This window comes from Variovorax sp. 10N432 (genome assembly GCF_056394465.1).
On record NZ_JBFTHX010000022.1, the window covers coordinates 41,317 to 64,608 of the forward strand.

The 23,292-nt window shown below is 68.2% G+C and carries 24 protein-coding genes; 10 read left to right on the forward strand and 14 right to left on the reverse strand.

From position 1 onward, the window contains the following. Position 1: 1 nt before the first annotated feature. From AC1DF3_RS23435 to AC1DF3_RS23445, 3 genes are read right to left on the reverse strand one after another with little or no spacing between them, the layout of a single operon-like run. Entirely contained in the window at positions 2-856 is an 855-nt protein-coding gene (locus AC1DF3_RS23435) for an enoyl-CoA hydratase family protein (RefSeq protein ID WP_286534332.1), read from the reverse strand. Then, positions 853-1,329 carry a MarR family winged helix-turn-helix transcriptional regulator gene (locus AC1DF3_RS23440; RefSeq protein ID WP_286534330.1) on the reverse strand — a complete coding sequence of 159 codons (477 nt, stop codon included), beginning with the start codon at positions 1,327-1,329 and terminating at the stop codon, positions 853-855. Before AC1DF3_RS23440 ends, AC1DF3_RS23435 begins: the two co-directional genes overlap by 4 nt. A gap of 1 nt (position 1,330) precedes the next feature. Then, positions 1,331-3,688 carry a bifunctional salicylyl-CoA 5-hydroxylase/oxidoreductase gene (locus tag AC1DF3_RS23445; RefSeq protein WP_478140991.1) on the reverse strand — a complete coding sequence of 786 codons (2,358 nt, stop codon included), beginning with the start codon at positions 3,686-3,688 and terminating at the stop codon, positions 1,331-1,333. A 105-nt stretch (positions 3,689-3,793) separates the two neighbouring features. On the opposite strand from AC1DF3_RS23445, the gene AC1DF3_RS23450 reads away from it, so the two are divergent. Both AC1DF3_RS23450 and AC1DF3_RS23455 read left to right on the forward strand, forming a co-directional pair. Next, the gene (locus tag AC1DF3_RS23450; protein WP_286534328.1) at positions 3,794-5,065 is read left to right on the forward strand and encodes an SAM-dependent methyltransferase; all 1,272 of its coding nucleotides are present in this window, start codon (positions 3,794-3,796) and stop codon (positions 5,063-5,065) included. Between the two features lie 11 nt (positions 5,066-5,076). Next, a complete protein-coding gene (locus AC1DF3_RS23455; RefSeq protein WP_286522006.1) occupies positions 5,077-5,400 on the forward strand; it encodes a DUF1840 domain-containing protein in 324 nt (107 codons plus the stop codon). A 12-nt stretch (positions 5,401-5,412) separates the two neighbouring features. On the opposite strand, the gene AC1DF3_RS23460 is transcribed toward AC1DF3_RS23455, so the two are convergent. Genes AC1DF3_RS23460 through AC1DF3_RS23475 form a run of 4 tightly spaced genes read right to left on the reverse strand, consistent with a single transcriptional unit; the run spans position 5,413 to position 8,936 of the window. After that, complete coding sequence (locus AC1DF3_RS23460) at positions 5,413-6,429, reverse strand: Bug family tripartite tricarboxylate transporter substrate binding protein (RefSeq protein WP_478140992.1); 1,017 nt, start codon at positions 6,427-6,429, stop codon at positions 5,413-5,415. A 16-nt stretch (positions 6,430-6,445) separates the two neighbouring features. Then, positions 6,446-6,943: a MarR family winged helix-turn-helix transcriptional regulator gene (locus AC1DF3_RS23465; protein WP_478140993.1), complete on the reverse strand. Its 498-nt coding sequence runs from the start codon at positions 6,941-6,943 to the stop codon at positions 6,446-6,448. Then, positions 6,940-7,926, reverse strand: coding sequence for an alpha-ketoacid dehydrogenase subunit beta (locus AC1DF3_RS23470; RefSeq protein WP_478140994.1), 987 nt, complete (start codon positions 7,924-7,926; stop codon positions 6,940-6,942). Before AC1DF3_RS23470 ends, AC1DF3_RS23465 begins: the two co-directional genes overlap by 4 nt. Then, on the reverse strand, positions 7,917-8,936 hold the full coding sequence (locus AC1DF3_RS23475; RefSeq protein WP_478140995.1) for a thiamine pyrophosphate-dependent dehydrogenase E1 component subunit alpha: 1,020 nt from the start codon (positions 8,934-8,936) through the stop codon (positions 7,917-7,919). Before AC1DF3_RS23475 ends, AC1DF3_RS23470 begins: the two co-directional genes overlap by 10 nt. A gap of 159 nt (positions 8,937-9,095) precedes the next feature. Here AC1DF3_RS23475 and xylF point away from each other — a divergent pair, with 159 nt between their 5' ends. From xylF to AC1DF3_RS23495, 4 genes are all read left to right on the forward strand, one after another. Then, positions 9,096-10,118, forward strand: coding sequence for a D-xylose ABC transporter substrate-binding protein (xylF, locus tag AC1DF3_RS23480; RefSeq protein ID WP_286522010.1), 1,023 nt, complete (start codon positions 9,096-9,098; stop codon positions 10,116-10,118). Positions 10,119-10,230: 112 nt separating this feature from the next. After that, positions 10,231-11,418, forward strand: a complete 1,188-nt coding sequence (locus AC1DF3_RS23485) for a sugar ABC transporter permease (RefSeq protein WP_478140996.1) — start codon at positions 10,231-10,233, stop codon at positions 11,416-11,418. Beyond that, the gene (locus AC1DF3_RS23490; protein ID WP_286534319.1) at positions 11,419-12,192 is read left to right on the forward strand and encodes an ATP-binding cassette domain-containing protein; all 774 of its coding nucleotides are present in this window, start codon (positions 11,419-11,421) and stop codon (positions 12,190-12,192) included. After that, positions 12,189-13,331 carry an ROK family transcriptional regulator gene (locus AC1DF3_RS23495; RefSeq protein WP_478140997.1) on the forward strand — a complete coding sequence of 381 codons (1,143 nt, stop codon included), beginning with the start codon at positions 12,189-12,191 and terminating at the stop codon, positions 13,329-13,331. Before AC1DF3_RS23490 ends, AC1DF3_RS23495 begins: the two co-directional genes overlap by 4 nt. A 26-nt stretch (positions 13,332-13,357) precedes the next feature. On the opposite strand, the gene AC1DF3_RS23500 is transcribed toward AC1DF3_RS23495, so the two are convergent. The 6 genes from AC1DF3_RS23500 to AC1DF3_RS23525 form a co-directional block, all read right to left on the reverse strand. Next, positions 13,358-13,627 (reverse strand): hypothetical protein, encoded by a 270-nt coding sequence (locus AC1DF3_RS23500; protein ID WP_478140998.1) that lies wholly within the window; start codon positions 13,625-13,627, stop codon positions 13,358-13,360. 677 nt (positions 13,628-14,304) lie between these two features. Further along, positions 14,305-14,745 carry a hypothetical protein gene (locus tag AC1DF3_RS23505; RefSeq protein WP_286534316.1) on the reverse strand — a complete coding sequence of 147 codons (441 nt, stop codon included), beginning with the start codon at positions 14,743-14,745 and terminating at the stop codon, positions 14,305-14,307. An 81-nt stretch (positions 14,746-14,826) separates the two neighbouring features. Further along, positions 14,827-15,261 (reverse strand): hypothetical protein, encoded by a 435-nt coding sequence (locus AC1DF3_RS23510; RefSeq protein ID WP_478140999.1) that lies wholly within the window; start codon positions 15,259-15,261, stop codon positions 14,827-14,829. 118 nt (positions 15,262-15,379) lie between these two features. Beyond that, positions 15,380-15,826 carry a hypothetical protein gene (locus tag AC1DF3_RS23515; RefSeq protein WP_286534314.1) on the reverse strand — a complete coding sequence of 149 codons (447 nt, stop codon included), beginning with the start codon at positions 15,824-15,826 and terminating at the stop codon, positions 15,380-15,382. After that, complete coding sequence (locus AC1DF3_RS23520) at positions 15,823-16,557, reverse strand: LysM peptidoglycan-binding domain-containing protein (RefSeq protein WP_478141000.1); 735 nt, start codon at positions 16,555-16,557, stop codon at positions 15,823-15,825. The genes AC1DF3_RS23515 and AC1DF3_RS23520 overlap by 4 nt, the downstream gene beginning before the upstream one ends. 200 nt (positions 16,558-16,757) lie before the next feature. After that, the gene (locus tag AC1DF3_RS23525) at positions 16,758-17,735 is read right to left on the reverse strand and encodes a tripartite tricarboxylate transporter substrate-binding protein (protein WP_478141001.1); all 978 of its coding nucleotides are present in this window, start codon (positions 17,733-17,735) and stop codon (positions 16,758-16,760) included. A gap of 151 nt (positions 17,736-17,886) precedes the next feature. Between AC1DF3_RS23525 and AC1DF3_RS23530 the strand changes: the two genes are divergently transcribed. From AC1DF3_RS23530 to AC1DF3_RS23540, 3 genes are all read left to right on the forward strand, one after another. Next, positions 17,887-19,347, forward strand: a complete 1,461-nt coding sequence (locus AC1DF3_RS23530; RefSeq protein WP_478141002.1) for an NAD-dependent succinate-semialdehyde dehydrogenase — start codon at positions 17,887-17,889, stop codon at positions 19,345-19,347. Positions 19,348-19,363: 16 nt separating this feature from the next. Next, positions 19,364-20,104, forward strand: coding sequence for an SIR2 family NAD-dependent protein deacylase (locus AC1DF3_RS23535; RefSeq protein ID WP_286534309.1), 741 nt, complete (start codon positions 19,364-19,366; stop codon positions 20,102-20,104). Positions 20,105-20,376: 272 nt separating this feature from the next. Next, positions 20,377-20,808, forward strand: a complete 432-nt coding sequence (locus AC1DF3_RS23540) for a CBS domain-containing protein (RefSeq protein WP_286534308.1) — start codon at positions 20,377-20,379, stop codon at positions 20,806-20,808. Here AC1DF3_RS23540 and AC1DF3_RS23545 read toward each other — a convergent pair. Further along, positions 20,793-22,139: a cytosine deaminase gene (locus tag AC1DF3_RS23545; RefSeq protein WP_286534307.1), complete on the reverse strand. Its 1,347-nt coding sequence runs from the start codon at positions 22,137-22,139 to the stop codon at positions 20,793-20,795. The genes AC1DF3_RS23540 and AC1DF3_RS23545 overlap by 16 nt on opposite strands. A gap of 85 nt (positions 22,140-22,224) precedes the next feature. On the opposite strand from AC1DF3_RS23545, the gene AC1DF3_RS23550 reads away from it, so the two are divergent. Continuing rightward, on the forward strand, positions 22,225-23,292 hold the full coding sequence (locus AC1DF3_RS23550) for a DnaJ C-terminal domain-containing protein (RefSeq protein WP_478141003.1): 1,068 nt from the start codon (positions 22,225-22,227) through the stop codon (positions 23,290-23,292).

The following is a 23,292-nucleotide window of genomic DNA, read 5'->3' on the forward strand; positions in this document are numbered from 1 at the left end:
GTCAGTCTCCCTGGAAGGCGGGCTTGCGCTTGGCCGAGAAGGCCTCGTAGGCACGCTTGAAGTCTTCGGTCTGCATGCAGATCGCCTGGGCCTGGGCCTCGGCCTCGATCGCCTGGTCGATGGTCATCGACCATTCCTGCGACAGCATGGTCTTGGTCATGCCGTGGGCGAAGCTCGGGCCTTCGGCCAGGTCGCGGGCGACCGCGGTGGCGGCGGCGAGCAGGGCGTCGCTGTCGTGCAGGGCGTTGAAGAAGCCCCAGGCCTGGCCCTCCTGCGCGGTCATCGCGCGGCCGGTGAACAGCAGCTCGGAGGCGCGGCCCTGGCCGATCACACGCGGCAGCAGGGCGCAGGCGCCCATGTCGGCGCCGGCCAGGCCGACCCGCGTGAACAGGAAGGCGGTCTTGGTCGCGGGCGAGCCGTAGCGCAGGTCGCAGGCCAGCGCGATCATGGCGCCGGCGCCGGCGCAGACGCCGTCGATGGCGCCGACGATCGGCTGCGGGCAGTGGCGGATCGCCTTCACGAGGTCTCCGGTCATGCGGGTGAACTCGAGCAGCTCGGGCATCGTCATGCGGGTCAGCGGGCCGATGATCTCGTGGACGTCGCCGCCCGAGCAGAAATTGCCGCCGGCGCCCGTGACCACGATCGCCTTGACGTCGGTGGCGTAGTTCAGCGCCCGGAACAGGTCGCGCAGCTCGCCGTAGGAGTCGAAGGTGAGCGGGTTCTTGCGCTCCGGGCGGTTCAGCGTGATGGTGCCGACGCCGGCCTCGAAGGCCCACGAGAAATGCTCGGCCTGGTAGCCGGCCTTGGGTTCGAACTGTGCGCGCATGGGACTCGTCGCGCCGATGTAGTGCTTCATAGGGCCTCCGCCATTTGTTGATGCGAGTGCTGCTTGACCTTGCCGAGCAGCTTGTGGAGCTGGTTGATTTCTTTCGGGCTCAGCGACGCGAAGGCGTCGCAGATCCAGGCTTCATGCTGTTGCGCCATGTCGTTGAAGAGCTTGCGTCCGCGCGCCGTGAGGCGCACCCGCCAGGCGCGGCGGTCGCCAGCGACATCGACCCGCTCGACCAGCCCTTCGGTGACCAGCTGGTCGGTGATGCCGGTGACGTTGCCGCCCGTGACCATCATGCGGCGCGACAGCTCGTTCATCTTGAGGCCCTCGGGCGAACGTTCGAGCTGCGACATCAGGTCGAAGCGCGGCAAGGTGGTGGCGAACTGCTCGCGCAGCTCGTTGCGCACCTGCTTCTCGATCAGCTGGGTGCAGGTCAGCAGGCGCAGCCAGAGCCGGAGCTCGTCCGGGTGCTCGCTGTGGGCGCGGGCTTCGAGGTCCATGTCAGTGTTCTTCTTCGGCGGCGCGCGGAGCGGCCGCCAGCGCCGCCGCCAGCTGCTGCTGCTTGGCGATCTCGCGGTACATCTGGTCGCGGCCGCTCAGGTACTGCTTGGGCCAGTCGACCTCGCGGCTCTGCAGCTTGGCGGCCTCGTGCAAGGTCCAGGCCGGATCGGCCAGGTGCGGCCGGGCGATCGCGCAGAGGTCGGCACGGCCGGCCGCGATGATGCTGTTGGCCTGGTCGGCGTCGGTGATGGCGCCGACCGCGATGGTCGAGATGCCGACTTCGTTGCGGATCCGGTCGGCGAAAGGCGTCTGGTACATGCGGCCGTACACCGGCTTGGCGGCCCGGGTGGTCTGGCCCGAGGAGACGTCGATGAAGTCGGCGCCGGCTTCCTTGAAGGCGCGCGCCATGGCCACCGCGTCGGCGTCGGTGTTGCCGCCCGGCGCCCAGTCGTGGGCCGAGATGCGCACGCTCATCGGGCGCTCGGCCGGCCAGGCGGCGCGCATGGCGCGGAACACCTCGAGCGGGTAGCGCAGCCGGTTCTCGAGGCTGCCGCCGTAGTCGTCGGTGCGAAGGTTGGTCAGCGGGCTCAGGAAGGCCGAAAGCAGGTAGCCGTGGGCGCAGTGCAGCTCGAGCCAGTCGAAGCCGATCTCGGCGGCGCGGCGGGTGGAGGCAACGAACTGGTCGCGCATCTGGTCCATCTGCTCGCGGGTCATCGCCGCCGGCAGCTGGTTCTGCTCGCCATAGGCCAGCGCGCTGGCCGACAGCAGCGGCCAGTTGCCGGAGGCGAGCGGCTCGTCGGTGACTTCCCAGCCGAGCTGGGTCGAACCCTTGGGACCGCTGTGGCCGAGCTGCATGCCGATCTTGGCGCTCGACTGCGCATGGACGAAGTCGACGATGCGCTGGAAGGCCGCCTGCTGGGCGTCGTTGTAGAGCCCGGTGCAGCCGGGCGTGATGCGGCCTTCGGGCGTCGGGCTGGTCATCTCGACCATCACCATCGCGGCGCCGCCGAGCGCACGGGCGCCCAGGTGCACCAGCAGGAAGTCCTGCGGCACGCCGTCGACCGCGCTGTAGGTGGCCATGGGCGAGACGACGATGCGGTTCTTGAGCTCGAGGCCGCGCACCTTGAGCGGCATCAGCATCGGTGCGATCGGCTTGCCGCCCGACAGCCACTGCTCGTAGCCGCCGAGCCACTGCGTGTCGCGCAGCCGGAGGTTCTCGTGGCTGATGCGCTGCGAGCGCGTGAGCAGCGAATAGGCGAACTGCTCGATCTCCATGCCGGTGTAGCGCGGCACGTTCTCGAACCACTCGGTGGAGTTGCGCGCCGCGTTCTGGATCTTCAGTACCTCGACGCTGCGGCGGGCCTCGTAGGCTTCGAGCACCGGGTCGATGTCGCCGCCGGTCTCGAACTCGTTGGCGAGGTCGACCGCGTCCTCGAGCGCCAGCTTGGTGCCGGAGCCGATCGAGAAGTGCGCGGTGTGGGCGGCGTCGCCCATCAGCACCACCGGAACCGTCCGGCCGTCGACCTCGATCCGGTGCGTCCAGTGGTTGCAGACCACGCGCGGGAAGCGGATCCAGTTGGCCGAGCCGCGCAGGTGGGTGGCGTTGCTGATCAGCGTGTGGCCGCCCAGGTACTTGGCGAACAGCTTCTCGCAGAAGGCGATGGCCTCGGGCTGCTCCATCTTGTCGAGCCCGTGGGCCTCCCAGACCGCCTCGGGCGTCTCGACGATGAAGGTCGAGGTCTTGTCGTCGAACTGGTAGGCGTGGGCCTGGAACCAGCCGTGCTCGGTCTGTTCGAAGGCGAAGGTGAAGGCGTCGAAGGTCTGGTGGGTGCCGAGCCAGACGAAGCGGCACTTGCGCAGGTCGATGTCGGGCTGGTAGACCTCGGCGTAGCGCTGGCGGATGCGGCTGTTGAGGCCGTCGCTGGCGATCACGAGGTCGGCCTTGTATTGCGCCGCCAGGGCCTGGTCGTCGGTGGCGTCGGTCTCGAACACCAGGTTGACGCCGAGTTCGAGGCAGCGCTCCTGCAGGATGTTCAGCAGCCGCTTGCGGCCGATGCCGCAGAAGCCGTGGCCGCCCGAGCGCACCTGCCGGCCCTTGAAGAAGACCTGGATGTCGTCCCAGTGATGGAACTCGTTGCCGATCAGCTTGGCGGTGGGCGCGTCGGCGGCGGCCAGGTTGGCCAGCGTCTGGTCGCTCAGCACCACGCCCCAGCCGAAGGTGTCGAACGGACGGTTTCGCTCGATCACCGTGATCTCCAGCGAAGGCTGGCGGGCCTTCATCAGCAGCGCGAAGTAGAGCCCTGCGGGGCCACCGCCGATGCACAGCACGCGGCGAAGATTCGGGGTAAAGCTATTCATGGATAAATAGTTTAGACATAAACGATCTCGTGTCAACCATGGGAAGCCCGAAGTTCCATGCCCCTGCGGTTGACGAGGCCGTTTCCACTGGCAAGAATGTTCTGTATGCAAAGCCTGATCCCGAAGATCGAGTCCCAGCTTTCCTCGCTGTCCGTTCCCATCGCGCTGCAACTCCCCGATGGCCGGCAGGTCGCCCAGGCCGGCGCCCGGGTCACCCTGGCCTTCAAGGACTGGTCAGAGCTGGCCAAGCTGGGGCGACGCCAGATCGGCGCCATCGGCGAGGCCTATGTGGAGGGCCGGGTCCAGATCGAGGGCGCCATGCGCGACCTGATCGATGCCGCGGTCGGCCTGCTGCCCGGCAATCCGGCCGAGACCAACACCGGCTGGTGGAGCCGCCTGCAGCGCCGCGCCAAGTCGCGCGGCTCGCATTCGCTGGGCAAGGACGCGGCCCAGATCGAATTCCACTACGACGTCTCGGACGATTTCTACGCCTTGTGGCTCGATCCGCGGCGGGTCTATTCGTGCGCCTACTTCCGTGACGCGGACATGACGCTGGCCCAGGCCCAGGAGGCCAAGCTCGACCACATCTGCCGCAAGCTGATGCTGAGGCCGGGCGAGCGCTACCTGGACATCGGCTCGGGCTGGGGCGCGCTGCTCATGTGGGCGGCCGAGCACTACGGGGTGGATGCCACCGGCATCACGTTGTCGAAGAACCAGCACGCTCATGTGCAGCGCCTGATCGACGAGAAGGGGCTGGGGGGACGGGTTCGGGTCGAGCTGCGCGACTACCGGCAGCTGGACGTCGCCCAGCCCTTCGACAAGATCTCCTCGGTGGGCATGTTCGAGCATGTGGGCAGCGCCAACATGGGGACCTATTTCCGCAAGCTGCATGCGCTGCTGGCGCCCGGCGGGCTGGTGATGAACCACGGCATCACCTCGGGCCAGCTCGACTACCGGCAGCTCGGCGCCGGCATGGGCGACTTCATCGAGAAGTACATCTTCCCGGGCGGCGAACTGCTGCACGTGACCCATGTGCTGCGCGAGACCGCGGCGGCCGGGTTCGAGATGGTCGATACCGAGAACCTGCGGCCGCACTACGCGCGCACGCTGTGGGCCTGGTCCGACACCCTGGAGGCCCGGCTCGACGAGGCGCGCCAGGTGCTGCAGAAAAGCGGCGGGCGCCAGGCCGAGAATGCCGAGCGGATCCTGCGCGCCTACCGGCTCTATCTCGCCGGTTCGGCGATGAGCTTCGAGCAGGGCTGGATATCGCTGCACCAGATGCTGTCGACCAAGCCCGACGGCCAGGTCGACGCGCGGTCGCTGCGCGGCGCGCAATCGGAGTACCCTTTCAACCGCGACTACATCTACAACAAGTAAAGAGAGGCTTCATGCTGTATCGATTCCAATCGCGGGCGACGCCCCCCTTCGTGATGCTCGAGGTGAACGCGCGTCAGTTGTTCGAGATCATCGGCCGGGCGCCGGCCCCGAAGGGCGTGATCACGACCGACCAGATGCCGGCCGCCATCGCGGCACTCGAGGCCGCCATGGCGCGCGAAGGCGAAAACCTCCACAACGCCGACGCCTACGCGGTGGAAGGGCACGACAACGAGGCCGAGAAGCAGCATGTCGGGCTGCGCCAGCGCGCGACGCCCCTGCTTCACATGCTCAAGGACTCTCTCGCGGACGGAAAAGACGTCATCTGGGAGGTGTAGCTCGTCCGGCGGTCAGTCGACCTTTGCGCCGGACGCTTTCACGACCTTCGCCCACTTGACGTGCTCGGCGTCGATCAGCTTGGCGAAATCGGCCGGTGAATTGCCGCTCGGGATCGCGCCCTGGGCGACCAGCTTTTCTTTGACGGCCGGGGAGTTCAGCGCCTTGGCCACTTCCTGCTGGACGCGGTTGACGATGTCCGGCGGCGTGCCGGCCGGCGCCAGCAGGCCGAACCAGGAACTGGCCTCGTAGCCCTTGAGCGCGGGGCCGCCGGCTTCCTCGACGGTGGGCACGTCGGGCAGGGCCGGCGAGCGCTGGGCGCTGGTCACGGCCAGCGCCTTGAGCTTGCCGCCCTTGATCTGCTGCATCGAGGAGGGCAGGTTGTCGAACATCACGTCGGCGTTGCCGCCGACCATGTCCATCAGCGCCGGACCCGAGCCGCGGTACGGGATGTGGGTCATGTAGCTGCCGGTCATGCTCTTGAACAATTCGCCCGCCAGGTGGATCGAGGTGCCGCTGCCGCTCGACGCCATGTTGAGCTTGCCGGGGTTGGCCTTGGCGTACTTGACGAAGTCGGCCACGTTGTTGATGTTCAGCGCCTTGGCCTTGTCGACGTTCATTTCCATCACGTTGGGCACCGCAGCGACCAGCGTGATCGGCACGAAGTCCTTGATCGGGTCGTAGGGCAGCTTGGGGTAGAGCGCCCGGTTGATGCCGTGGGTGCCGACCGTGCCCATGAGCAGCGTGTAGCCGTCGTTCGGGGCCCGGGCGACGATCTCGGCGCCCACGTTGCCGCCGGCGCCGGCGCGGTTGTCGACGATGAACTGCTGGCCGAAGGCCCTCGACAACTCGGGCGCGACGGCGCGCGCCAGGATGTCGGTGGTGCCGCCGGGCGCAAAGGGCACGATGATGCGCACCGGCTTGGTCGGCCAGGTGGACTGGGCCGCGGCGGGCCCGGCCAGGAGGGCGAGCGCGGCGCTCGCGGCCAGCGCCAGGGCGGCGCGGCGCGAATGAGCAGGAGAGAAGTTCATGGGCCTGTTTTACCGGCTAAGCCGCCTCGGCGTCGCGGGTGGAAACCCCGGGCGGCGCGCTGGCGCTGCAGCAGGCCACCGAGGCGATCAGCTTGTCGAGCGTGGCGTTGAGCTGCTGCAGCTCGGGGGCCGCGACGCCGGCGAACAGTTCGGCCTCGCGCTCGCGCGCCTGCACCGCCACCGCCGCGTGCACGGCCTTGCCGGCGCTGCTCAGATAGAGCCGGCTGCGGCGCTGGTCCGTCGGGTCTTCGTGGCGATGCAGCCGGCCGGCCCGCTGCAGGCCCGCGAGGGCGCGGCTCACCGCCATCTTGTCGAGCCCGGTGAGGTCGGTGAGCTGGGTGGCGGTGAGGCCGGGGCGGGCGCCCAGCAGCGCCATCGTGCGCCACTCGTTGAGCGTCAGCTGGTGCAGCCGTCCGACCCGCTGCTGGAACGGCCGCGCCGTCAGGTTGACGACCCGCACCAGCTTGAGGAAGACCGTGTCTTCGACGGTCGATGCGGGGTCGTCGGGGTTCATCCGAGCAGTTTCCGTGCGGCGCTCGCGATCTGCCCGGCACCGACCCGCGACTGGGCTTCCAGCACCGGCGCGTACCCCACCGGGATGCGCGGCGCCCCGAGCCGCGCCACCCGGCAGCCGGTCGCCTCGGCCGCGCTGGCGGCGATCTCGGCGCCGAAGCCGGCCGCCTGCACCGCCTCGTGCACCACCAGCAGCCGGCCGGTGCGGCCGCAGGAGGCCAGCACGGCCTCGCGGTCCCAGGGCCACAAGGTGCGCAGGTCGATCAGGTCGACGTCGATGCCCTCGGCCGCCAGCGAGTCGCAGGCGGTGTCGCAGACCTGCATCTGCCGGCCCCAGCTGACCAGGGTCAGGGCATCGCCGCGGCGCCACCGGGCCGCCTTGCCGAGCGCCACGGGCCGGCTTTCGTCGACCGGCCCGCGTGCGCCCCAGAGCGTCTTGTGCTCGATGTAGACCACCGGATCGCCGCATTGCAGCGCCGCGCGCAGCAGCGAATAGTTGTCCTGCGGCGTCGACGGGCAGACCACCACGACGCCGGGCAGGTGCGCGAACCAGGCCTCGAGCGATTGCGAATGCTGCGCCGCCGAGGCGTCCCAGATGCCGCCGGGCATGCGCGCGACCAGCGGCACGCGGCCCTGGCCGCCGAACATGAAGCGGTTCTTGGCGGCCTGGTTGACCAGCTCGTCCATGCCGCAGAGCGCGAAGTCGACCACCCGCATCTCGACCACCGGGCGCAGCCCGGCCAGTGCCATGCCGACCCCGGCGCCCATGATCGCGGCCTCGGAGATCGGCGTGTCGATCACGCGCTCGGCGCCGAAGCGCTGCTGCAGGCCCTTGTACTGGCCGAAGATGCCGCCGCGGCCGACGTCCTCGCCGAGCACCACCACGCGCGGGTCGGCTTCCATTTCGCGCTGGACCGCCAGCACGGCGGCTTCGGCATAGCCGAGCTGAAGCACGGCGGCGGCCGGTTCGTGGGTCATGTCCATTGGCCGGCTCCGGTGGTCTGCACGTCGGTGAAAGCCGCGCCGGCCTCGGGCCACGGTGCGGCGTCGGCGGCGGCGAGCGCGGCCTCGACCTCGGCATGGGCTTCGTTCTCGATCGCGGCCAGCGCCGCGGCATCGATGCCGCTGGCGGCCAGCCGGGCGCGGGCCCGTGCGATCGGGTCGGTCTCGAGCGCCGCGGCCAGTTCGGCCGGGTCGCGGTAGGCGGCCGGATCGACCGAGACATGGCCCTTGACCCGGTAGGTCAGGGCGTGCAGCAGGCGCGGTCCGCGGCCGGCGCGCACCTCGGCGACCAGGCGGCGGGCCGCCGCGTGGACCTCGAACACCTCGTTGCCGTCGACCTGGGTGGCGGCGATGTCCATGGACTCGGCGCGGGCCGAGGCGCCGTCGCCCGCGGTCATCGGCCCGCTGGCGGTGGTGGCGCTCCAGCGGTTGTCCTCGCAGACGAACAGCACCGGCAGCTGGTAGACCCGGGCCCAGTTCAGCGATTCGAGGAAGGGGCCGCGGTTGATCGCGCCGTCGCCGAAGAAGCAGACCGTGATGGCGTCCTTCTTCTGGAGTTTCTGCGCATGGGCCGCGCCGACCGCGATTGGCAGGCCGGCCGCCACCACGCCGTTGGCGCCGAGCATGCCGACCGAGAAGTCGGCGATGTGCATCGAGCCGCCCTTGCCGCCGTTGAAGCCGCTCGCCTTGCCGAAGAGCTCGGCCATCATGCGGCCCAGGTCGGCGCCCTTGGCCAGCGTGTGGCCGTGGCCCCGATGGGTCGAGGTGAGGTAGTCGGCGCGGCTCAGGTGGGCGCAGACGCCGGCCGGCACCGCCTCCTGGCCGGTCGACAGGTGCAGCGGGCCGCGCACCTTGGCGCCGCCCGCCGCCTCCTGGCCGTAGGCGCTGACGCCGCCCTGGCTGGCGGCCTCGGCGGCGTTCTCGAAGGCGCGGATGCGCACCATCGTGCGGTAGAGCGCCAGGCGCTCCGGGGCTGGAATCTCAGGGTCCATCTTGTCTCCGGCTCATGCACAGCTTGCGTTGTTCGCGAAATCGTATCGATCGTGACTAATCAGGCGCAGCGCATTTACCCGCAGGGAATATCCCAATGCCGACACGTAGGCCTGCTGACATAGTTCGTCGCTCAAACTAAATCAAACCTGGAGACCGCCATGAAGTTCGCCCCGACACTGACCGCCCTGGCCCTCGGACTGACCGCGCTCGGCGCTTGCGCCCAGACCGTGGTCGGCGTGAGCTGGTCGAATTTCCAGGAAGAGCGCTGGAAGACCGACGAGGCCGCGATCAAGGCCCAGCTCGAGAAGCTCGGCGCCAAGTACATCAGCGCCGACGCGGGCGGCTCGCCCGAGAAGCAGCTGGGCGACATCGAGGGCCTGATGTCGAAGGGTGCCAAGGCGCTGATCGTGCTCGCGATGGACAAGGACGCGATCCTGCCGGCGGTCAACAAGGCGCTGAAGCAGAAGGTGCCGGTGGTGGCCTACGACCGGCTGATCGAGACGCCCGGCGTGTTCTACATCACCTTCGACAACACCGAGGTCGGCCGGATGCAGGCGCGCGCGGTCTACAAGCTGCAGCCCAAGGGCAACTACGTGATGATCAAGGGCTCGCCGACCGACCCGAACGCCAACTTCCTGCGTGCCGGCCAGCAGGAGGTGATCGCCGATGCGGTCAAGAAGGGCGACATCAAGATCGTCGGCGACGAATTCACCGACGGCTGGAAGCCCGAGGTGGCGCAGAAGAACATGGAGCAGATCCTCACCAAGGCCGGCAACAAGGTCGATGCGGTGGTGGCCTCGAACGACGGCACCGCGGGCGGCGCGGTGGCGGCGCTCACGGCCAAGGGCATTCGCGGCATCCCGGTGTCGGGCCAGGACGCCGACTTCGCGGCGCTCAACCGGATCGCGCTCGGCACCCAGACCGTGTCGGTGTGGAAGGATTCGCGCGAACTTGGACGCGAGGCGGCCTCGGCGGCCGTGGCGCTGGCCGCCGGCAAGCCGGCCGACAAGGCGGCCGACTGGAGCGGCGGCGAGAAGAAGGTGGCGATCTCGTCGCGCTTCCTGACGCCGGTGCCGATCACGCGCGACAACCTCGACGTGGTGGTCAAGGCCGGCTGGATCAAGAAGGACGAACTCTGCAAGGGTGTCAGCGGCGACAAGGCCCCTTCGGCCTGCAAGTGAAGTTCACCCCCAGGCTGGCCCACTTCGTGTGGCCGCCCACCCCCTCTCCGGGGGCAACACCAGCGGCCCGGCAAAGCCGGTTCCGCGGTGTTTCTGGCAGGGAGCCCGCATCATGAGTTCTTCACCGAATCTGTGGCGCCGCAGCGGCGTCGATCTCCGGCTGCTGCTCATGAGCGTGCTGCTGGTGGTGATGGCGATCGTCTTCCACGTCCTGTCGGGCGGCGTCTTCCTGTCGCCCGAGAACCTCTACAACATCGCGCAGCAGACCGCGGTGGTCGGCATCGTCTCGACCGTGATGGTGCTGATCATCGTGGCCCGCCACATCGACCTGTCGGTGGGTTCGGTGATGGGCTTCGTCGGCGTGCTGATCGCCTACCTGCAGTACTCGGCCGGCTGGTCCTGGCCGGCGGCGAGCCTGGCCGGGCTGGCGGTGGCGCTGCTGGTGTCGCTCTACCAGGGCGGGCTGACCGCGGTGCTCGGCGTGCCGTCTTTCGTGGTCACGCTGGGCGGGCTGATGTCGTTCCGGGGCGCCGCCTTCCTGGTGGCCGACGGCAAGACGCAGCCGGTCAACGACGAATTCTTCCAGCGCCTGGGCGGCGGCTACGACGGCGGCATCGGCACCACGGCGTCCTGGGGGCTGGCGGCGCTGGTGGCGGTCGTGATCTTCGCGCGCATGCTGCAGAAGCGCAGCGCCCGGCAGCGCCACGAGATGCCGGTCGAGCCCCTGTGGCTGGACCTGCTGCTGGCCGCAGTGCCCGCGGCGGTGGTGTTCGCCTTCGCCGCCACCATGAACAACTACCAGATCTCGTCGAAGACCGAGGCCCAGGGCATCCCGATCCCGGTGCTGATCTGGGCGGTGGTGGCGGTGGTGCTGTCGTTCATCGTGCACCGCACCCGCTTCGGGCGCTACGTTTTCGCGATGGGCGGCAATCCGGACGCGGCGGCGCTGGTCGGCATCCCGGTCAAGCGCGTGACGCTGATGCTGTTCGCGCTGCTCGCGGTGCTGGTGACGATCGCCGCGATCGTCTCGATCGCGCGGCTCAACGCCGGCACCAATTCGCTCGGCACCGGCATGGAGCTCTACGTGATCGCGGCGGCCGTGATCGGCGGCACGGCGCTGGCCGGCGGCAGCGGCTCGATCTTCGGCTCGGTGCTCGGGGCGCTGATCATGCAGTCGCTCGACAGCGGCATGCTGCTGCTCGACGTGCCGATCGGCAAGCGGATGGTGATCATCGGCCAGGTGCTGATCGTGGCGGTGGTGTTCGATGTGCTGTACCGCAAGAAGTTCGGGGAGAACTAGATGAGCGCCAACCCACCCCTGGTCGAACTGCGCGAGATCCGCAAGGCCTTCGGCGGCGTGAAGGCGGTCGACGGCGTCAGCGTCAACCTCTATCCCGGCGAAGTGGTCGCGCTGCTGGGCCACAACGGTGCCGGCAAGTCGACCTTGATGAAGATGCTCGCGGGCGCCTATCCGATCGACTCCGGCGACACGCTGATCGCCGGCGAAAAGGTCAACATCCGCACGCCCTCCGAAGCCCAGGCCCAGGGCATCGAGACCATCTACCAGACCCTGGCGCTGGCCGACAACCTCGACTCGGTCGCCAACCTGTTCCTCGGCCGCGAGAAGCTCACGCCCTGGCGCACGCTCGACGACCATTTCATGGAAGGCCAGGCGCGCCGTGTGTTCCATCGCCTCAACAAGAACTTCACCAACATCCGGGTGCCGGTGCGGCGCCTGTCGGGCGGCCAGCGGCAGGTGGTGGCGATCTCGCGGGCGCTGTACTTCAACGCCCGCATCCTGATCATGGACGAGCCCTGCGCGGCGCTCGGTCCCGAGGAGACCGCGATGGTCGGCGCGCTGGTGAAGCAGCTCAAGGCCGATGGCGTGGGCATCTTCCTGATCACCCACGACATGCCCGACGTGTTCGGCCTCAGCGACCGTCTCGCGGTGATGAAGAACGGCCGGCTGGTCGGCACCTACCGCACCGCCGACGTCACCGAGGACGAGGTGCTCGGGATGATCATCGCGGGCAAGCGGCCCGAGGGAAAACCGCAGGCCGAACACGCCGGATGAAGACCACGGGCGACCAGCAGCTCGTCAAGCGGATCAACCGCAGCGTGCTGGTGCGGCTGCTGCGGGCGCGGCCCGGCCTGTCGCGCGCGCGGCTGGCCGCCGAGAGCGGCCTCACCAAGTCGACCGTGAGCCTGCTGGTGCGCGAGCTGCTCGACGACGGCTGGCTCGACGAGGCCGGCACGCCGGTCGCCGACGGACTGGGGCGGCCGTCGACGCCGCTGTCGATCAACGTCGGCGTGCGCGCGCTGCTGGGGGTCGAGATCGCGGTCGAGACGGTGCGGGTGGTCTGCGTCTCGCTCCGGGGCGAGGTGCTGTATTCCGATTCGCAGCCGCTGGCCGAACGCGCGCCGCGGGTGGCCTGCGCGCAGGTGGCGCGGATGGCGGCGGCGGCGCATGCCCACCTGGTCGCCGCCGGCCTGCGGCTGTCGGGCATCGGCGTCGGCGTGCCGGGGGCGCTCGACGACGCCACCGGCATGGTGCGCTTCGCGCCCAACCTTGGCTGGCGCAACCTCGACTTCCTGCCGCTGCTCGGCGAGGCGTTGGCGCGCGAAGGGCTGGCGGGCATCGCGGTGCAGCTGCAGAACGACGCCGATGCCGGGGTGCTCGGCGAGTTCGAGTTCTCGGACGGCGAGGGCGAAGACCCGCTGATCTTCGTGAGCTGCGACGTCGGGGTCGGCGCCGGCGTGGTGCTCAACGACCGCCTGTTCACCGGCGCCGGCGGCATGGCCGGCGAGATCGGCCACACCGTGCTGCAGATCGACGGGCCGCGCTGCTCGTGCGGCCGCAACGGCTGCGCCGAAGTCTTCCTGGGGGCGCGGGTGCTCGACCGCAGTGCCGACGGGCCGGCCAGGGCCGCGGGCTACCTGGGCGTGCTGCTGCAGAACCTGTGGGTCACTTTCGAGCCGCGCGCGATCGTGGTCGGCGGCAAGTCGTGCGATGCGCATCCGGACTTCCTGCGCGGCGCCATCGCGACCGTGCAGCGCTACGCCGACAGCGCCGGCCTGCCCGCCCCGGTGGTGCGGCCCGCGCGCTACGGCCAATGGACCCCGGCGGTGGGAGCCGCCGCGCTGCCGCTTCACGAGTACCTGCGTCCGCTGCATCCGAGCTCGGAGGCGCGGCGCCTGCCGGCCCAGCGTTGACAGCCGAGGAAGGCGGCAACGGCGGCTCAGTCGCCGCTGGCCGCCGCCGCCCGGCGCGCCTCGATCCAGCGCTGGAACTGCCGTTCGGCCTGGAGCTTGAATTCGTTGCGGGTCTGGTTGCAGATCGCATGCGAGAGTCGCCGGTGCTGCTGCTTGCGGACGCCGCCGAGGGTGGCGTCGTTGAGGTGCTCGATGGTGGCGGAATCGGGGTCGCTGCGGGGCTCCGCGAAATCCATGGGCAGGCCGCACCAATGGCAGTTGTGACCGAAGGTGGATCGCAGGGCCTGGACGCTCATGAATCGATTGTGCCTTCGCGCCAGCGCCTGAGCCTGGTCGCCTGGGACCCGGTCGCGCAGAAGGAGGCCTGGGGCGTCGACTGCGGCGGCAAATTCCCGAAGCTCGGCTACATGCGGCATGCCTGATTTCACGGGCAAGCTGACGCCCGAGGACGTGGACATGATCAAGGCCTTCATTCAGGGAACGGCTGACGCGATCCGGCTGAAGTAGCGCTTTTCAACCACGAGGGTCGTCCCGAGGGTCCAACGGGCAGTGCAGCGGCATCCGGGCATCCGACACGGCGTATTTCCACTCGGGCGATTCCCGCTTCTGGTACGCCTCGAGGGAGGGGTAGCCGGTGATGCCCACATCTTCGGGGCGTCGCCTATTTGCTGCTCTTCGAGTTGAATGACCTCGAAGCCGCAACGCTTGTCGCGCGTCTTGATCCTGACTGCGATGTGAGGCGGTTCGTTCTTCGAGGCGATGTCGATCACTTCGTAGGAACTGCGCCTGCAGTCGCTGAAGGGCGATTTCCAATCGATGGTCTTGGCCGTGAGACGGGCCGCCCCGTGGCAGACGCGACCCCAGGATTCGTAGACGCCCGTGTAGGGCAATGCATCGGCTGCTGCAGCGCCTGCGGTGGCGTGCAGACAAAGCCACATGATTCGAACGCGCGAGCCGACCAAAGCAGTGGTCTTCAACGACGGGGGTCGCCCAGGGGATCCAGTGGACAGGACAGCGGCATTCGGTCATTCGCCACGGAGTTTTTCCACTCGGGTAGTTCCCGCTTCTGGTACGCGTCCAGTGACGGGTAGCCGGTGATGTCCCACATCTTCGGGTCTTCGCCGATCTGTAACTCCTGCAACTCGATAACTTCAAAGTCGCAATTCTTGCTGCGTTTCTTGATTCTGACGGCAATGCGAGGTGGCTCATTTCTCGGGGCGATGTCGATCACCTCGTAGGCGCTTGGCTTGCAGTAGCTCCAGGTTGTTCGCCACTCGATCGTCTTGGCGCGAAGATAAGCAGCGCCATGACAGCCTCGGCTCCAAGGTTTGTACTTGCCGAAATAGGGCGTGGCGTCGGCTGCGGCGGCCGTGCCCGCAGCAAATAGGCAAAGACCGATGACCACGGTCTTCATGGGGCTGACCCCGGAGATGTTGAGAAGATGAAGGCCTCCCTTCAAGGAGCGGTCGACGCGACTCGACCGAAGTAGCGCTGTTCAAACACGGGGGTCGTCCCGCGGGTCGAGCGGGCAGGTCAGCCGCATCCGGGCATCCGACACGGCGTTTTTCCACTCGGGCAAATCCCGCTTCTGGTACGCCTCGAGCGACGGGTAGCCGTTCAGACTCCACATCTTCATGTCGTATTGAAGCTGCTCGATCTCGACGACGTCAAAGCCGCAGCGCTTGCTGCGCTTCTTGATCCTGACAGCGATGTGAGGCGGTTCGTCCTTCGAGGCTATGTCGATCACTTCATAGGCGCTTGGTTTGCAGTAGCTCCAGGTCGTTCGCCACTCGATCGTCTTGGCGCGAAGATAGGCCGCTCCATTGCAGCCTTGGCTCCAGGGCTTGTACTTTCCGAAGCATGGTGCGGCGTCGGCTGCGGCGGCAGTGCCAACAGCAAGCAGGCAGAAACTGAGGACCAAGGTCCTCATAGAGCAGCTCCCCGGCGCGCCCGTGCAGGGCAATGCATCGGCTGCAGCAGTGCCTCCGGTGGCGAGCAGGCAAAAGTCTCGTGGCGTGCAATACGCGAGCCGGCCAAAGTAGCCGATGTCAATGACGGGGGGCGTCCCGAGGGTCCAACGGGCAGTGCAGCCGCATCCGGTCATCCGACACCGCGTATTTCCACTCGGGCAATTCCCGCTTCTGGTACGCCTCGAGCGAGGGGTAGCCATTGATGCCCCACATCTTCGGGGCATCCCCTATTTGTTGCTCTTCAAGTTGAATGACCTCGAAGTCGCAACCCTTGCTGCGCTTTTTGATCCTCACAGCGATGCGGGGCGGTTCATTGTTCGAGGCTATGTCGATCACTTCATAGGAACTTCGCTTGCAGTTGCTGAAGGGTGATTTCCACTCGATGGTTGTGGCGGTGAGACGGGCTGCGCCACGGCAGACTCGACCCCAGGATTCGTAGACGCCCGTGTAGGGCAACGCATCCGCTGCAGCAGTGCCTGCGGTCGCCAGCAGGCAAAGCCACATGGTTGGAATCTTCAAATTCACAAGGCGGCCCCTCGACGCACCGTTTCCCATGCGTATTTCAATTTCTGCGCATACAGCGGATCGCCGCCGCCGTTGTAGTACCGCGCGATATTCCATAGGTCGATGCTCTTCCAGCCAGTGACAATCTTCCTCCTCGATGCCTTCCGAAGCTTCAGTACCTGTCCTTCTCGCAAGACGTGCGCTGCCGGATTCAGCTTCACCAGGACGTCGACCGTGCTGCCGTTTGCCCTGGCGATCCTGTCCAGGTTGTCTTTCGGCATCGCGGTCACTTCGTAGATATGCGTGTCTCGGTCCATGACAGTCTGAATGTCGAAGTTCGCCATTTTCATCAGCAGGTAGCCGATGCCGGCTCTGATGTTGTCGCGAGGATTGATCTTCACGGCGCTTTCATTGATTGGCAGATACGAAGGGGGAACGATCAGCCATCCGCCCTCGATATTGCCGAGCAGCGCGGGCAGACCCAGATCGAGGCGCGCTCCAATCTGCATCGGCTTGATCTTCCACTCGGAGTCCCTCGCCCCTGATTCGACCCAAAGCATCGCTTTCACAAGGCGCCAGTCCAGCCCGGGAAAGCCCGGCGTGGTCGAAAGGAGATGAAACTCGTAGTCCTGCACGGCCGCCTTGATTTCCAGGTCGTGCGCATTCCATTTTTCATCCGCCTTGTCTATGCCATCCTTCCAACTGTCGAAGCCGCTGAGGCGCTGCGGTGGATGCGAGTGCGACGTTGCCATGCCATCCCTTTTTTATTGGAATGAAACTTATCAGTCGAACTGGCGTGCCAGGGATGCGGGCGCTGGATCGAGAAAAATCCGCGTGCCGAATAGTCCCTTCGTTGGAGCATGGGTCATGCGCCGACCGCGCCACCGGCACGCGCATGAAAAAAGCCGCTGGGCTCTCGCTCCGGCGGCTTTGTCTTTTTCAGCTGCGCGAATCAGTCCGCGTAAACACCCGCCGCCTTGATGATCGGGCTCCACTTGGCGATTTCCGCCGCCACGAACTTCTTGTGGCCTTCGGGCTCGATGCGGCCGTCGGTCGCGACCACGGCGCCCAGGCCTTCCTGCTTCTTGATGAACTCGGGGTCCTTCAGGGCCACCTTGAGCGCGTCGTTGAGCTTCTTGGTGATGGCCGGCGGCGTGCCCTTGGGCGCGTAGAAGCCGTGCCAGATCGTGACTTCGAAGCCCTTCAGGCCCTCTTCCTGGAGGGTCGGCAGGTTCTTCAGCAGCGGCGTCGTCAGGCGCTGGGACGTGGTCACGGCATAGGCCTTGACCTTCTTGGCCTCGATCTGCGGCGAGGTGTTGGTGGTCTGGTCGCAGAGCAAGTCGATCTGGCCGCCGATCAGGTCGGTGATGGCGGGTGCGGTGCCCTTGTACGGCACCGGGGTCATCTCGGTCTTCATGGCGGTCTGGTAGAGCAGGCCGCACAGGTGCGAGGCCGAGCCGATGCCGGCATTGCCGAGGTTGATCTTGCCCTTGTTGGCGGCGATCCAGGCGCTCAGTTCCTTGTAGTTGTTGGCCGCCATCTGGGGCTTGGCGATCAGGGTCATCGGCACGTCGTTGACGATGCCGAGGTATTCGAAATCGGTCTCGACCTTGAACGGCACGTTGCGCACCAGGGTCGGAATCGTCGACATGCCGATGTGGTTGAGCAGCAGGGTGTAGCCGTCCGGGTTGGCGCGCGCCACCTTGGCGGCGCCGATCGAGCTGCCGGCGCCGGGGACGTTGTCGATCACGATGCTGCCGCCGCCCAGGGGCTTGCGCAGGGCCTCCGCGAGGTCGCGCGCGACCCGGTCGGTCGGGCCGCCGGCGGCGAAAGGCACCACGATGCTGATGGGCTTGCTGCCCGGGAAGTCCTGGGCGTGCGCGCCTGCCGCGAGGGCGGCCAGCGCGGTGATTGCGAGCAGTGTCTTCATGCGGTCTCCGAGTAGAAAAGGCAGCAATCTTATAGTCTGACCGGCAGCTGACCATCGCTGTTTTCCCCCAAGGCCGGCCCCGCGGGCGGCGCGGGGACACTGTCGCGGGTATCGTGCCTTCCTGTATTTCGAGACCCGTGGAGTGATGAGCATGCTGAAACTCAAGGACCCGAGCCTGCTGCGCCAGCAGGCCTTCATTGCCGGCGAATGGGCCGATGCGGACGACCGCGAGACCCTCCCGGTCGTCAATCCGGCCAGCGGCCAGCCGATCGGCAGCGTGCCCCTGTGCGGCAGCGCCGAGACCGAGCGCGCCATCGCGGCCGCCGAAGTCGCCCAGCGCGCCTGGGCCAGGCGGCCGGCCAAGGAGCGCTCGGCCATCCTGCGCAAGCTCAACGACCTGATGCTCGCCAACCAGGACGACCTGGCGCTCATCATGACCACCGAGCAGGGCAAGCCGCTGGCGGAGAGCAAGGGCGAGATCGCCTATGCGGCGTCGTTCATCGAGTGGTTCGCCGAGGAGGCGCGCCGGGTCTACGGCGACACGATCCCGGCGCCGCAGTCCGACCGCCGCATCCTGGCGCTCAAGCAGCCGATCGGGGTCACGGCGGCGATCACGCCCTGGAACTTCCCGACCGCCATGCTGACCCGCAAGGCCGGCCCGGCGCTGGCGGCAGGCTGCGCGATGGTGGTCAAGCCGGCGAGCCAGACGCCGTTCTCGGCGCTGGCCTTCGCCGAACTGGCCGATCGCGCGGGCCTGCCCAAGGGGCTGCTGTCGGTGCTGACCGGCTCGGCCTCGAAGATCGGCGGCGAGATGACGCGCAGCCCGATCGTGCGCAAGCTCACCTTCACCGGCTCGACCGAGGTCGGCCGCACGCTGATGAAGCAGTCGGCCGACACCATCAAGAAGCTGTCGCTCGAACTCGGCGGCAACGCGCCCTTCATCGTCTTCGACGACGCCGACATCGATGCCGCGGTCGAGGGCGCGATGGTCTCCAAGTACCGCAACACCGGCCAGACCTGCGTCTGCGCCAACCGCATCTACGTCCAACGCGGCGTGCTCGAGGCCTTCACGCAGAAGCTGGTCGCGAAGGTGAATGCGCTCAAGGTCGGCGAGGGCACCGAGCCGGGCGTCACGCAGGGGCCGCTGATCGACGACAAGGCGGTGGCGAAGATCGAGGAGCATGTCGCCGACGCGCTGGCCAAGGGCGGCCGGGTGCTGGCCGGCGGCAAGCGCCACGCGCTGGGCGGGCGCTTCTACGAGCCGACCGTGATCGGCGGCGCCACGGCCGACATGCTGGTGGCGCGCGAGGAAACCTTCGGGCCGCTGGCGCCGATCTTCGCCTTCGACACCGAGGACGAGGCGATCGCGCAGGCCAACGCCACCGAGTTCGGACTGGCCTCGTACTTCTACAGCCGCGACATCGGCCGCGTCATGCGCGTCGCCGAGGCGCTCGAATGCGGCATCGTCGGCGTCAACACCGGCCTGATCTCGACCGCCGAGGCACCGTTCGGCGGCGTCAAGCAGTCGGGCCTGGGGCGCGAGGGTTCCAGATACGGCCTCGACGAGTTCCTGGAGATCAAGTATGTCTGCCTGGCGGGGCTCGGCCAGTGAACGGAATCCTGGCCGGATGAGCGAGGGCATCGCTGTCGAGCTCGCCGTCGAGTTGCTGCGTGCGGCCCGGCGCATCGTGGTCTTTTCCGGGGCGGGGTTGTCCAGGGCGTCGGGCATTCCGACCTACCGCGATGCCGACGGCCTGTGGATGAACCAGGCCGCGCTGCGCTTCTCGCACGCCGAGGACCTGGCGCGCGACCCGGCCGGGTTCACCAAATTCTGGGCCGAGCGCCTGCGCGTGGTCGAGGCGGCCGCGCCCAACCCGGCCCATCTAGCGCTTGCCCGGCTGCAGCGGCTGCGTCCGGCGACACGGCTGGTGACGCAGAACGTCGACGGCCTGCTGACCCGCGCCGGCGCCGTCGACGTGCTCGAACTCCACGGCGCCCTGCAGCGCTGGCGCTGCGACCACTGCGGCAACCGGCGCGGGCCCTGGCTGTTCCAGCGCTGCATCCGATGCGGCCGGCGGGCGCGCCCGGACGTCGTGATGTTCGGCGAGATGCTCAACAAGGGCGTGCTGCTCGACGCCCAGGTGGCGGCCGAGGAGTCGGACGTCTTCGTGCTGGTCGGCAGCACGGCGGTCGTCTATCCCGCCGCGGACCTGCCCCAGCTGGCGCTCGCCAACGGCGGGCAGCTCATCACCCTCAATGCCGAGCCGCTGGCGCTCGACCATTCGGCGACCGCGGTGCTGCGCGGCAAGGCCGAGGAACTGCTGCCGCTGCTGGTGGACGGCATCGGCGGCGCGTCTGCGCGAAGCTGAAGCTGCGAGCGAATGCTCGTGTTGTTGTGTCGATCGGTTACAGGGGCGACAAATCCAGTCTTCGGCCGCACCAAAACGACCTGGCGCGTTGATTGACACGAAAGTGTGCAAATCGCCGGTCCCGAAGCCGGAAAAGCTCGCGACGTCGACACAGCGGCGCGCGTCGCGCACCACGGCGGCGCAGCAGCGGCACTCGCACGGCGCCGAAACCCTTCGTCGCCGCCGATGGCTTGCGCTTGTGGAGGGCCCACGCGCCGCGCAGAATAGAACGCATGAAAACTGTGGCAGAAATCCTCAAGGCGAAGGGCGATTCGGTCGTGTATTCGATCGGGCCTTCGGCAACGGTGTACGAAGCGCTCGCGCTGATGGCGGAGAAGAACGTCGGCGCGCTGCTCGTGATGGAGGGCGAGAAGATCGTCGGCATGATCACCGAGCGCGACTACGCGCGCAAGGTCGTGCTGCTGGCACGATCGTCGAAGGACACGCCGCTGCGCGACGTCATGACGCCAGCCGTGATCTACGTGCGGCCGGACCAGACCACCGAGGACTGCATGGCGCTGATGACCCAGAGCCGGATCCGCCACCTGCCGGTGATGCAGGATGGCAAGCTGGTCGGCCTGATCTCCATTGGCGACCTGGTCAAGGGCATCATGTCCGAGCAGACCTTCATCATCGAGCAACTCCAGCACTACATTGCTGGATAGGCTCTCATGAGGTCATCCAGCAGCCGGTAGTCCGGCAGCGTGGTGTCGATCGCCTGCCCGGCGCGCAGCACGGTGCGGTCGAACTGCGTGCGCGAGAGCATCTCCGAATAGTTGCGGGCCTTGAGCACCAGCAGGTCGGCGGGCGCGCCGGCCCTCAGCACGCCGCGGTCGATGCCCATGATGGCCGCCGGCGTCTCGGTCGCGGCGCGGATCCAGTCGCCGAGCGGATGGTCCAGGTGCAGGATCTTCACCGCCTGGGTGAAGGTGTCGAGCATGTCGTGGTCGCCGTAGGCATGGAACGGATCGCGGCAGTTGTCGCCGGCCACCGCCACGCGTAGCCCGCGCGCCTTCATCTCGTGGAGCACGGTCACGCCGCGCCAGCGCGGCGTGCGCGCCACGGGGCTGCGGTCCTGCAGGTACATGTTGACGGTCGGCAGGCTCACGATGTCGATGCCGGCGTCGCGGCAGGCGGCGATGGTCTCCTCGATGAATTCGTCGGTCTGCAGGGCCAGCGAGGTGACGTGGCCGCACAGGATGCGGCCCTTGAAGCCCTGGGCCACGGCATGGCGGGCGACCCGGATCAGCGCCCGTGCGCGCGGGTCGGTCGATTCGTCGACGTGCAGGTCGAGGTCGAGCCCGCGCTCGCCGGCCAGCGTGAACACGCGCACCAGCGCCTCGTCGAGGTCGGGCGGCATCGTTTCGCTCGGGAAGGCCGCCGATCGGGTCACGCAGCCCAGCTTGCCGCCGCTCTCGGCCACGATGTCGGCCAGCCGGCGGCCCTCGTCGGTGAGGAAGATGTCGAGCGGCGCGATCGACGACACCTGGAGGTCGATGCGCCCGGCCCAGCGCTCGCGCACCTCGCGCAGCACCGGAAACGAGATCGACGCCTGCGGCGCGAGCGAGTCGAGGTGCGTGCTGATCGCCACCACGCCCTTGGCATAGGCCGTGGCGAGGCCGAACTCCATCCGCCGCCGCACGTCCTCGGCGTTCCAGTTCGCCTGCCGGTCGCGCATCGTGGCCGCCGAGGCACCCGCGCCGTCGCCGGTCGGGTTGGCCTGGCGCGGCCAGATATGGCCCTTGTCGAGGTGCGTGTGGCAGTCGACCAGGCCCGGCAGCACCATCGAGGCGTCGAGGTCGGGGCCCCACTCGGCGGGCATGCGGCCGGCCAGGTCGATGGCGGCGATGCGGCCGTCGTCGATGAGCAGGTCGATGGCGACCAGGTCGTCGTCGGTGTCGCCCGCCAGAGCGGGCTGCACCAGGCAGCGGGGGGCGCGCACATTGCGCAGGGCATGGCGCGAAGCCCGGGGCGGCTGGAAGAAGGAATGGGGCATCGGCTGGAATGGGATTGGTTCTTTCGCTCTGGCTGCCGCAAGGAGCATGCCCGTCCACGCGCATGCTCGTGGATAATTCGCGCCGATGGGCACCGACAACGCTTTCGCCGAACTGGGACTGGGCTCCGACGCCACCGAGCGCGAGGTCAAGGCCGCCTGGCGCCGCCTGGCCTCGCAGTGGCACCCCGACCGCAACACCAGCGCCGACGCCGTCGCCAGGATGCAGCGGATCAACCAGGCCTTCGAGCAAATCCGCAATGCCGGATTCCCCGCAAGCCCGGCGCCTGCGCCGTCCGACGACGCCGAGCCCGCTCCGGCCGCTGCCGCTGCTGAAGACGCCGCCGAACCCCGGCGCCGGCCGATCCATCGCAAGGTCAAGCTCACGCTCGAGGAGGCGGCGGCCGGCAGCATCAAGTCGCTGCGCGGCAAGATGACGCACGCCTGCGCCACCTGCGACGGGGCTGGCCACCAGGTGCTCGGTGGCAACTGCGCCCAGTGCGGCGGCTCGGGCGCGGTGGCGAAGCGCTCCTTCTTCGGCTGGCCCGGCGGCATGAGCGAGTGCGTCGCCTGCCACGGCGGCGGCATCGCCCAGCGAAGCTGTCCGGACTGCGAGGGCGCCGGGACCCAGTCACGTGCCTACCAGGTCAAGGTCCGCATCCCGCCCGGGGTGCGTCACGGCGACCTGCTGCACGTCGACGGCCGGCGCGCGCGTGCCAATCCGCCGCCGGCCGACCTGGAGCTTCGCGTCGAGCTGCTGGCCCACCCCTTCTTCGAACTCGACGAGGACGGCACGCTGCGCTGCGAGATGCCGGTCGACGGCTTCGCCTGGATCGCCAACCGGACGGTCCAGCTGCCCACCCTCGCGGGCCTGCGGTCCCTGGCCTTGCGCCGCGACCGGCTGAGCTATCGCCTGCAGGGCGAGGGCTATCCGACGGGGCGCGGCGGTGCGCGCGGCGACCAGGTGGTCACGGTGCAGCCGGTGTTTCCGGAGCAGCTCAGCGCCGACCAGGAGATCCTGCTCGACCAGCTCATCGCATCGTCGTCAGGCCACGGCGCCACGGCGCCGGACGAGCGCCTGCGGGCCTGGAACCGGGGCCTGCGCGCCTGGGAGCGCGGGCTCGATGCGCGCGACCGGCGGACCGCCCAGGGCTGA

What these genes read in the sequence shown, in the direction of transcription:
- AC1DF3_RS23435 (WP_286534332.1), bottom strand. Translation starts at nt 856, where the DNA reads ATGAAGCACTACATCGGCGCGACGAGTCCCATGCGCGCACAGTTCGAA.
- AC1DF3_RS23440 (WP_286534330.1), bottom strand. Translation starts at nt 1,329, where the DNA reads ATGGACCTCGAAGCCCGCGCCCACAGCGAGCACCCGGACGAGCTCCGG.
- AC1DF3_RS23445 (WP_478140991.1), bottom strand. Translation starts at nt 3,688, where the DNA reads ATGAATAGCTTTACCCCGAATCTTCGCCGCGTGCTGTGCATCGGCGGT.
- AC1DF3_RS23450 (WP_286534328.1), top strand. Translation starts at nt 3,794, where the DNA reads ATGCAAAGCCTGATCCCGAAGATCGAGTCCCAGCTTTCCTCGCTGTCC.
- AC1DF3_RS23455 (WP_286522006.1), top strand. Translation starts at nt 5,077, where the DNA reads ATGCTGTATCGATTCCAATCGCGGGCGACGCCCCCCTTCGTGATGCTC.
- AC1DF3_RS23460 (WP_478140992.1), bottom strand. Translation starts at nt 6,429, where the DNA reads ATGAACTTCTCTCCTGCTCATTCGCGCCGCGCCGCCCTGGCGCTGGCC.
- AC1DF3_RS23465 (WP_478140993.1), bottom strand. Translation starts at nt 6,943, where the DNA reads ATGAACCCCGACGACCCCGCATCGACCGTCGAAGACACGGTCTTCCTC.
- AC1DF3_RS23470 (WP_478140994.1), bottom strand. Translation starts at nt 7,926, where the DNA reads ATGGACATGACCCACGAACCGGCCGCCGCCGTGCTTCAGCTCGGCTAT.
- AC1DF3_RS23475 (WP_478140995.1), bottom strand. Translation starts at nt 8,936, where the DNA reads ATGGACCCTGAGATTCCAGCCCCGGAGCGCCTGGCGCTCTACCGCACG.
- xylF (WP_286522010.1), top strand. Translation starts at nt 9,096, where the DNA reads ATGAAGTTCGCCCCGACACTGACCGCCCTGGCCCTCGGACTGACCGCG.
- AC1DF3_RS23485 (WP_478140996.1), top strand. Translation starts at nt 10,231, where the DNA reads ATGAGTTCTTCACCGAATCTGTGGCGCCGCAGCGGCGTCGATCTCCGG.
- AC1DF3_RS23490 (WP_286534319.1), top strand. Translation starts at nt 11,419, where the DNA reads ATGAGCGCCAACCCACCCCTGGTCGAACTGCGCGAGATCCGCAAGGCC.
- AC1DF3_RS23495 (WP_478140997.1), top strand. Translation starts at nt 12,189, where the DNA reads ATGAAGACCACGGGCGACCAGCAGCTCGTCAAGCGGATCAACCGCAGC.
- AC1DF3_RS23500 (WP_478140998.1), bottom strand. Translation starts at nt 13,627, where the DNA reads ATGAGCGTCCAGGCCCTGCGATCCACCTTCGGTCACAACTGCCATTGG.
- AC1DF3_RS23505 (WP_286534316.1), bottom strand. Translation starts at nt 14,745, where the DNA reads ATGAAGACCGTGGTCATCGGTCTTTGCCTATTTGCTGCGGGCACGGCC.
- AC1DF3_RS23510 (WP_478140999.1), bottom strand. Translation starts at nt 15,261, where the DNA reads ATGAGGACCTTGGTCCTCAGTTTCTGCCTGCTTGCTGTTGGCACTGCC.
- AC1DF3_RS23520 (WP_478141000.1), bottom strand. Translation starts at nt 16,557, where the DNA reads ATGGCAACGTCGCACTCGCATCCACCGCAGCGCCTCAGCGGCTTCGAC.
- AC1DF3_RS23525 (WP_478141001.1), bottom strand. Translation starts at nt 17,735, where the DNA reads ATGAAGACACTGCTCGCAATCACCGCGCTGGCCGCCCTCGCGGCAGGC.
- AC1DF3_RS23530 (WP_478141002.1), top strand. Translation starts at nt 17,887, where the DNA reads ATGCTGAAACTCAAGGACCCGAGCCTGCTGCGCCAGCAGGCCTTCATT.
- AC1DF3_RS23535 (WP_286534309.1), top strand. Translation starts at nt 19,364, where the DNA reads ATGAGCGAGGGCATCGCTGTCGAGCTCGCCGTCGAGTTGCTGCGTGCG.
- AC1DF3_RS23540 (WP_286534308.1), top strand. Translation starts at nt 20,377, where the DNA reads ATGAAAACTGTGGCAGAAATCCTCAAGGCGAAGGGCGATTCGGTCGTG.
- AC1DF3_RS23545 (WP_286534307.1), bottom strand. Translation starts at nt 22,139, where the DNA reads ATGCCCCATTCCTTCTTCCAGCCGCCCCGGGCTTCGCGCCATGCCCTG.
- AC1DF3_RS23550 (WP_478141003.1), top strand. Translation starts at nt 22,225, where the DNA reads ATGGGCACCGACAACGCTTTCGCCGAACTGGGACTGGGCTCCGACGCC.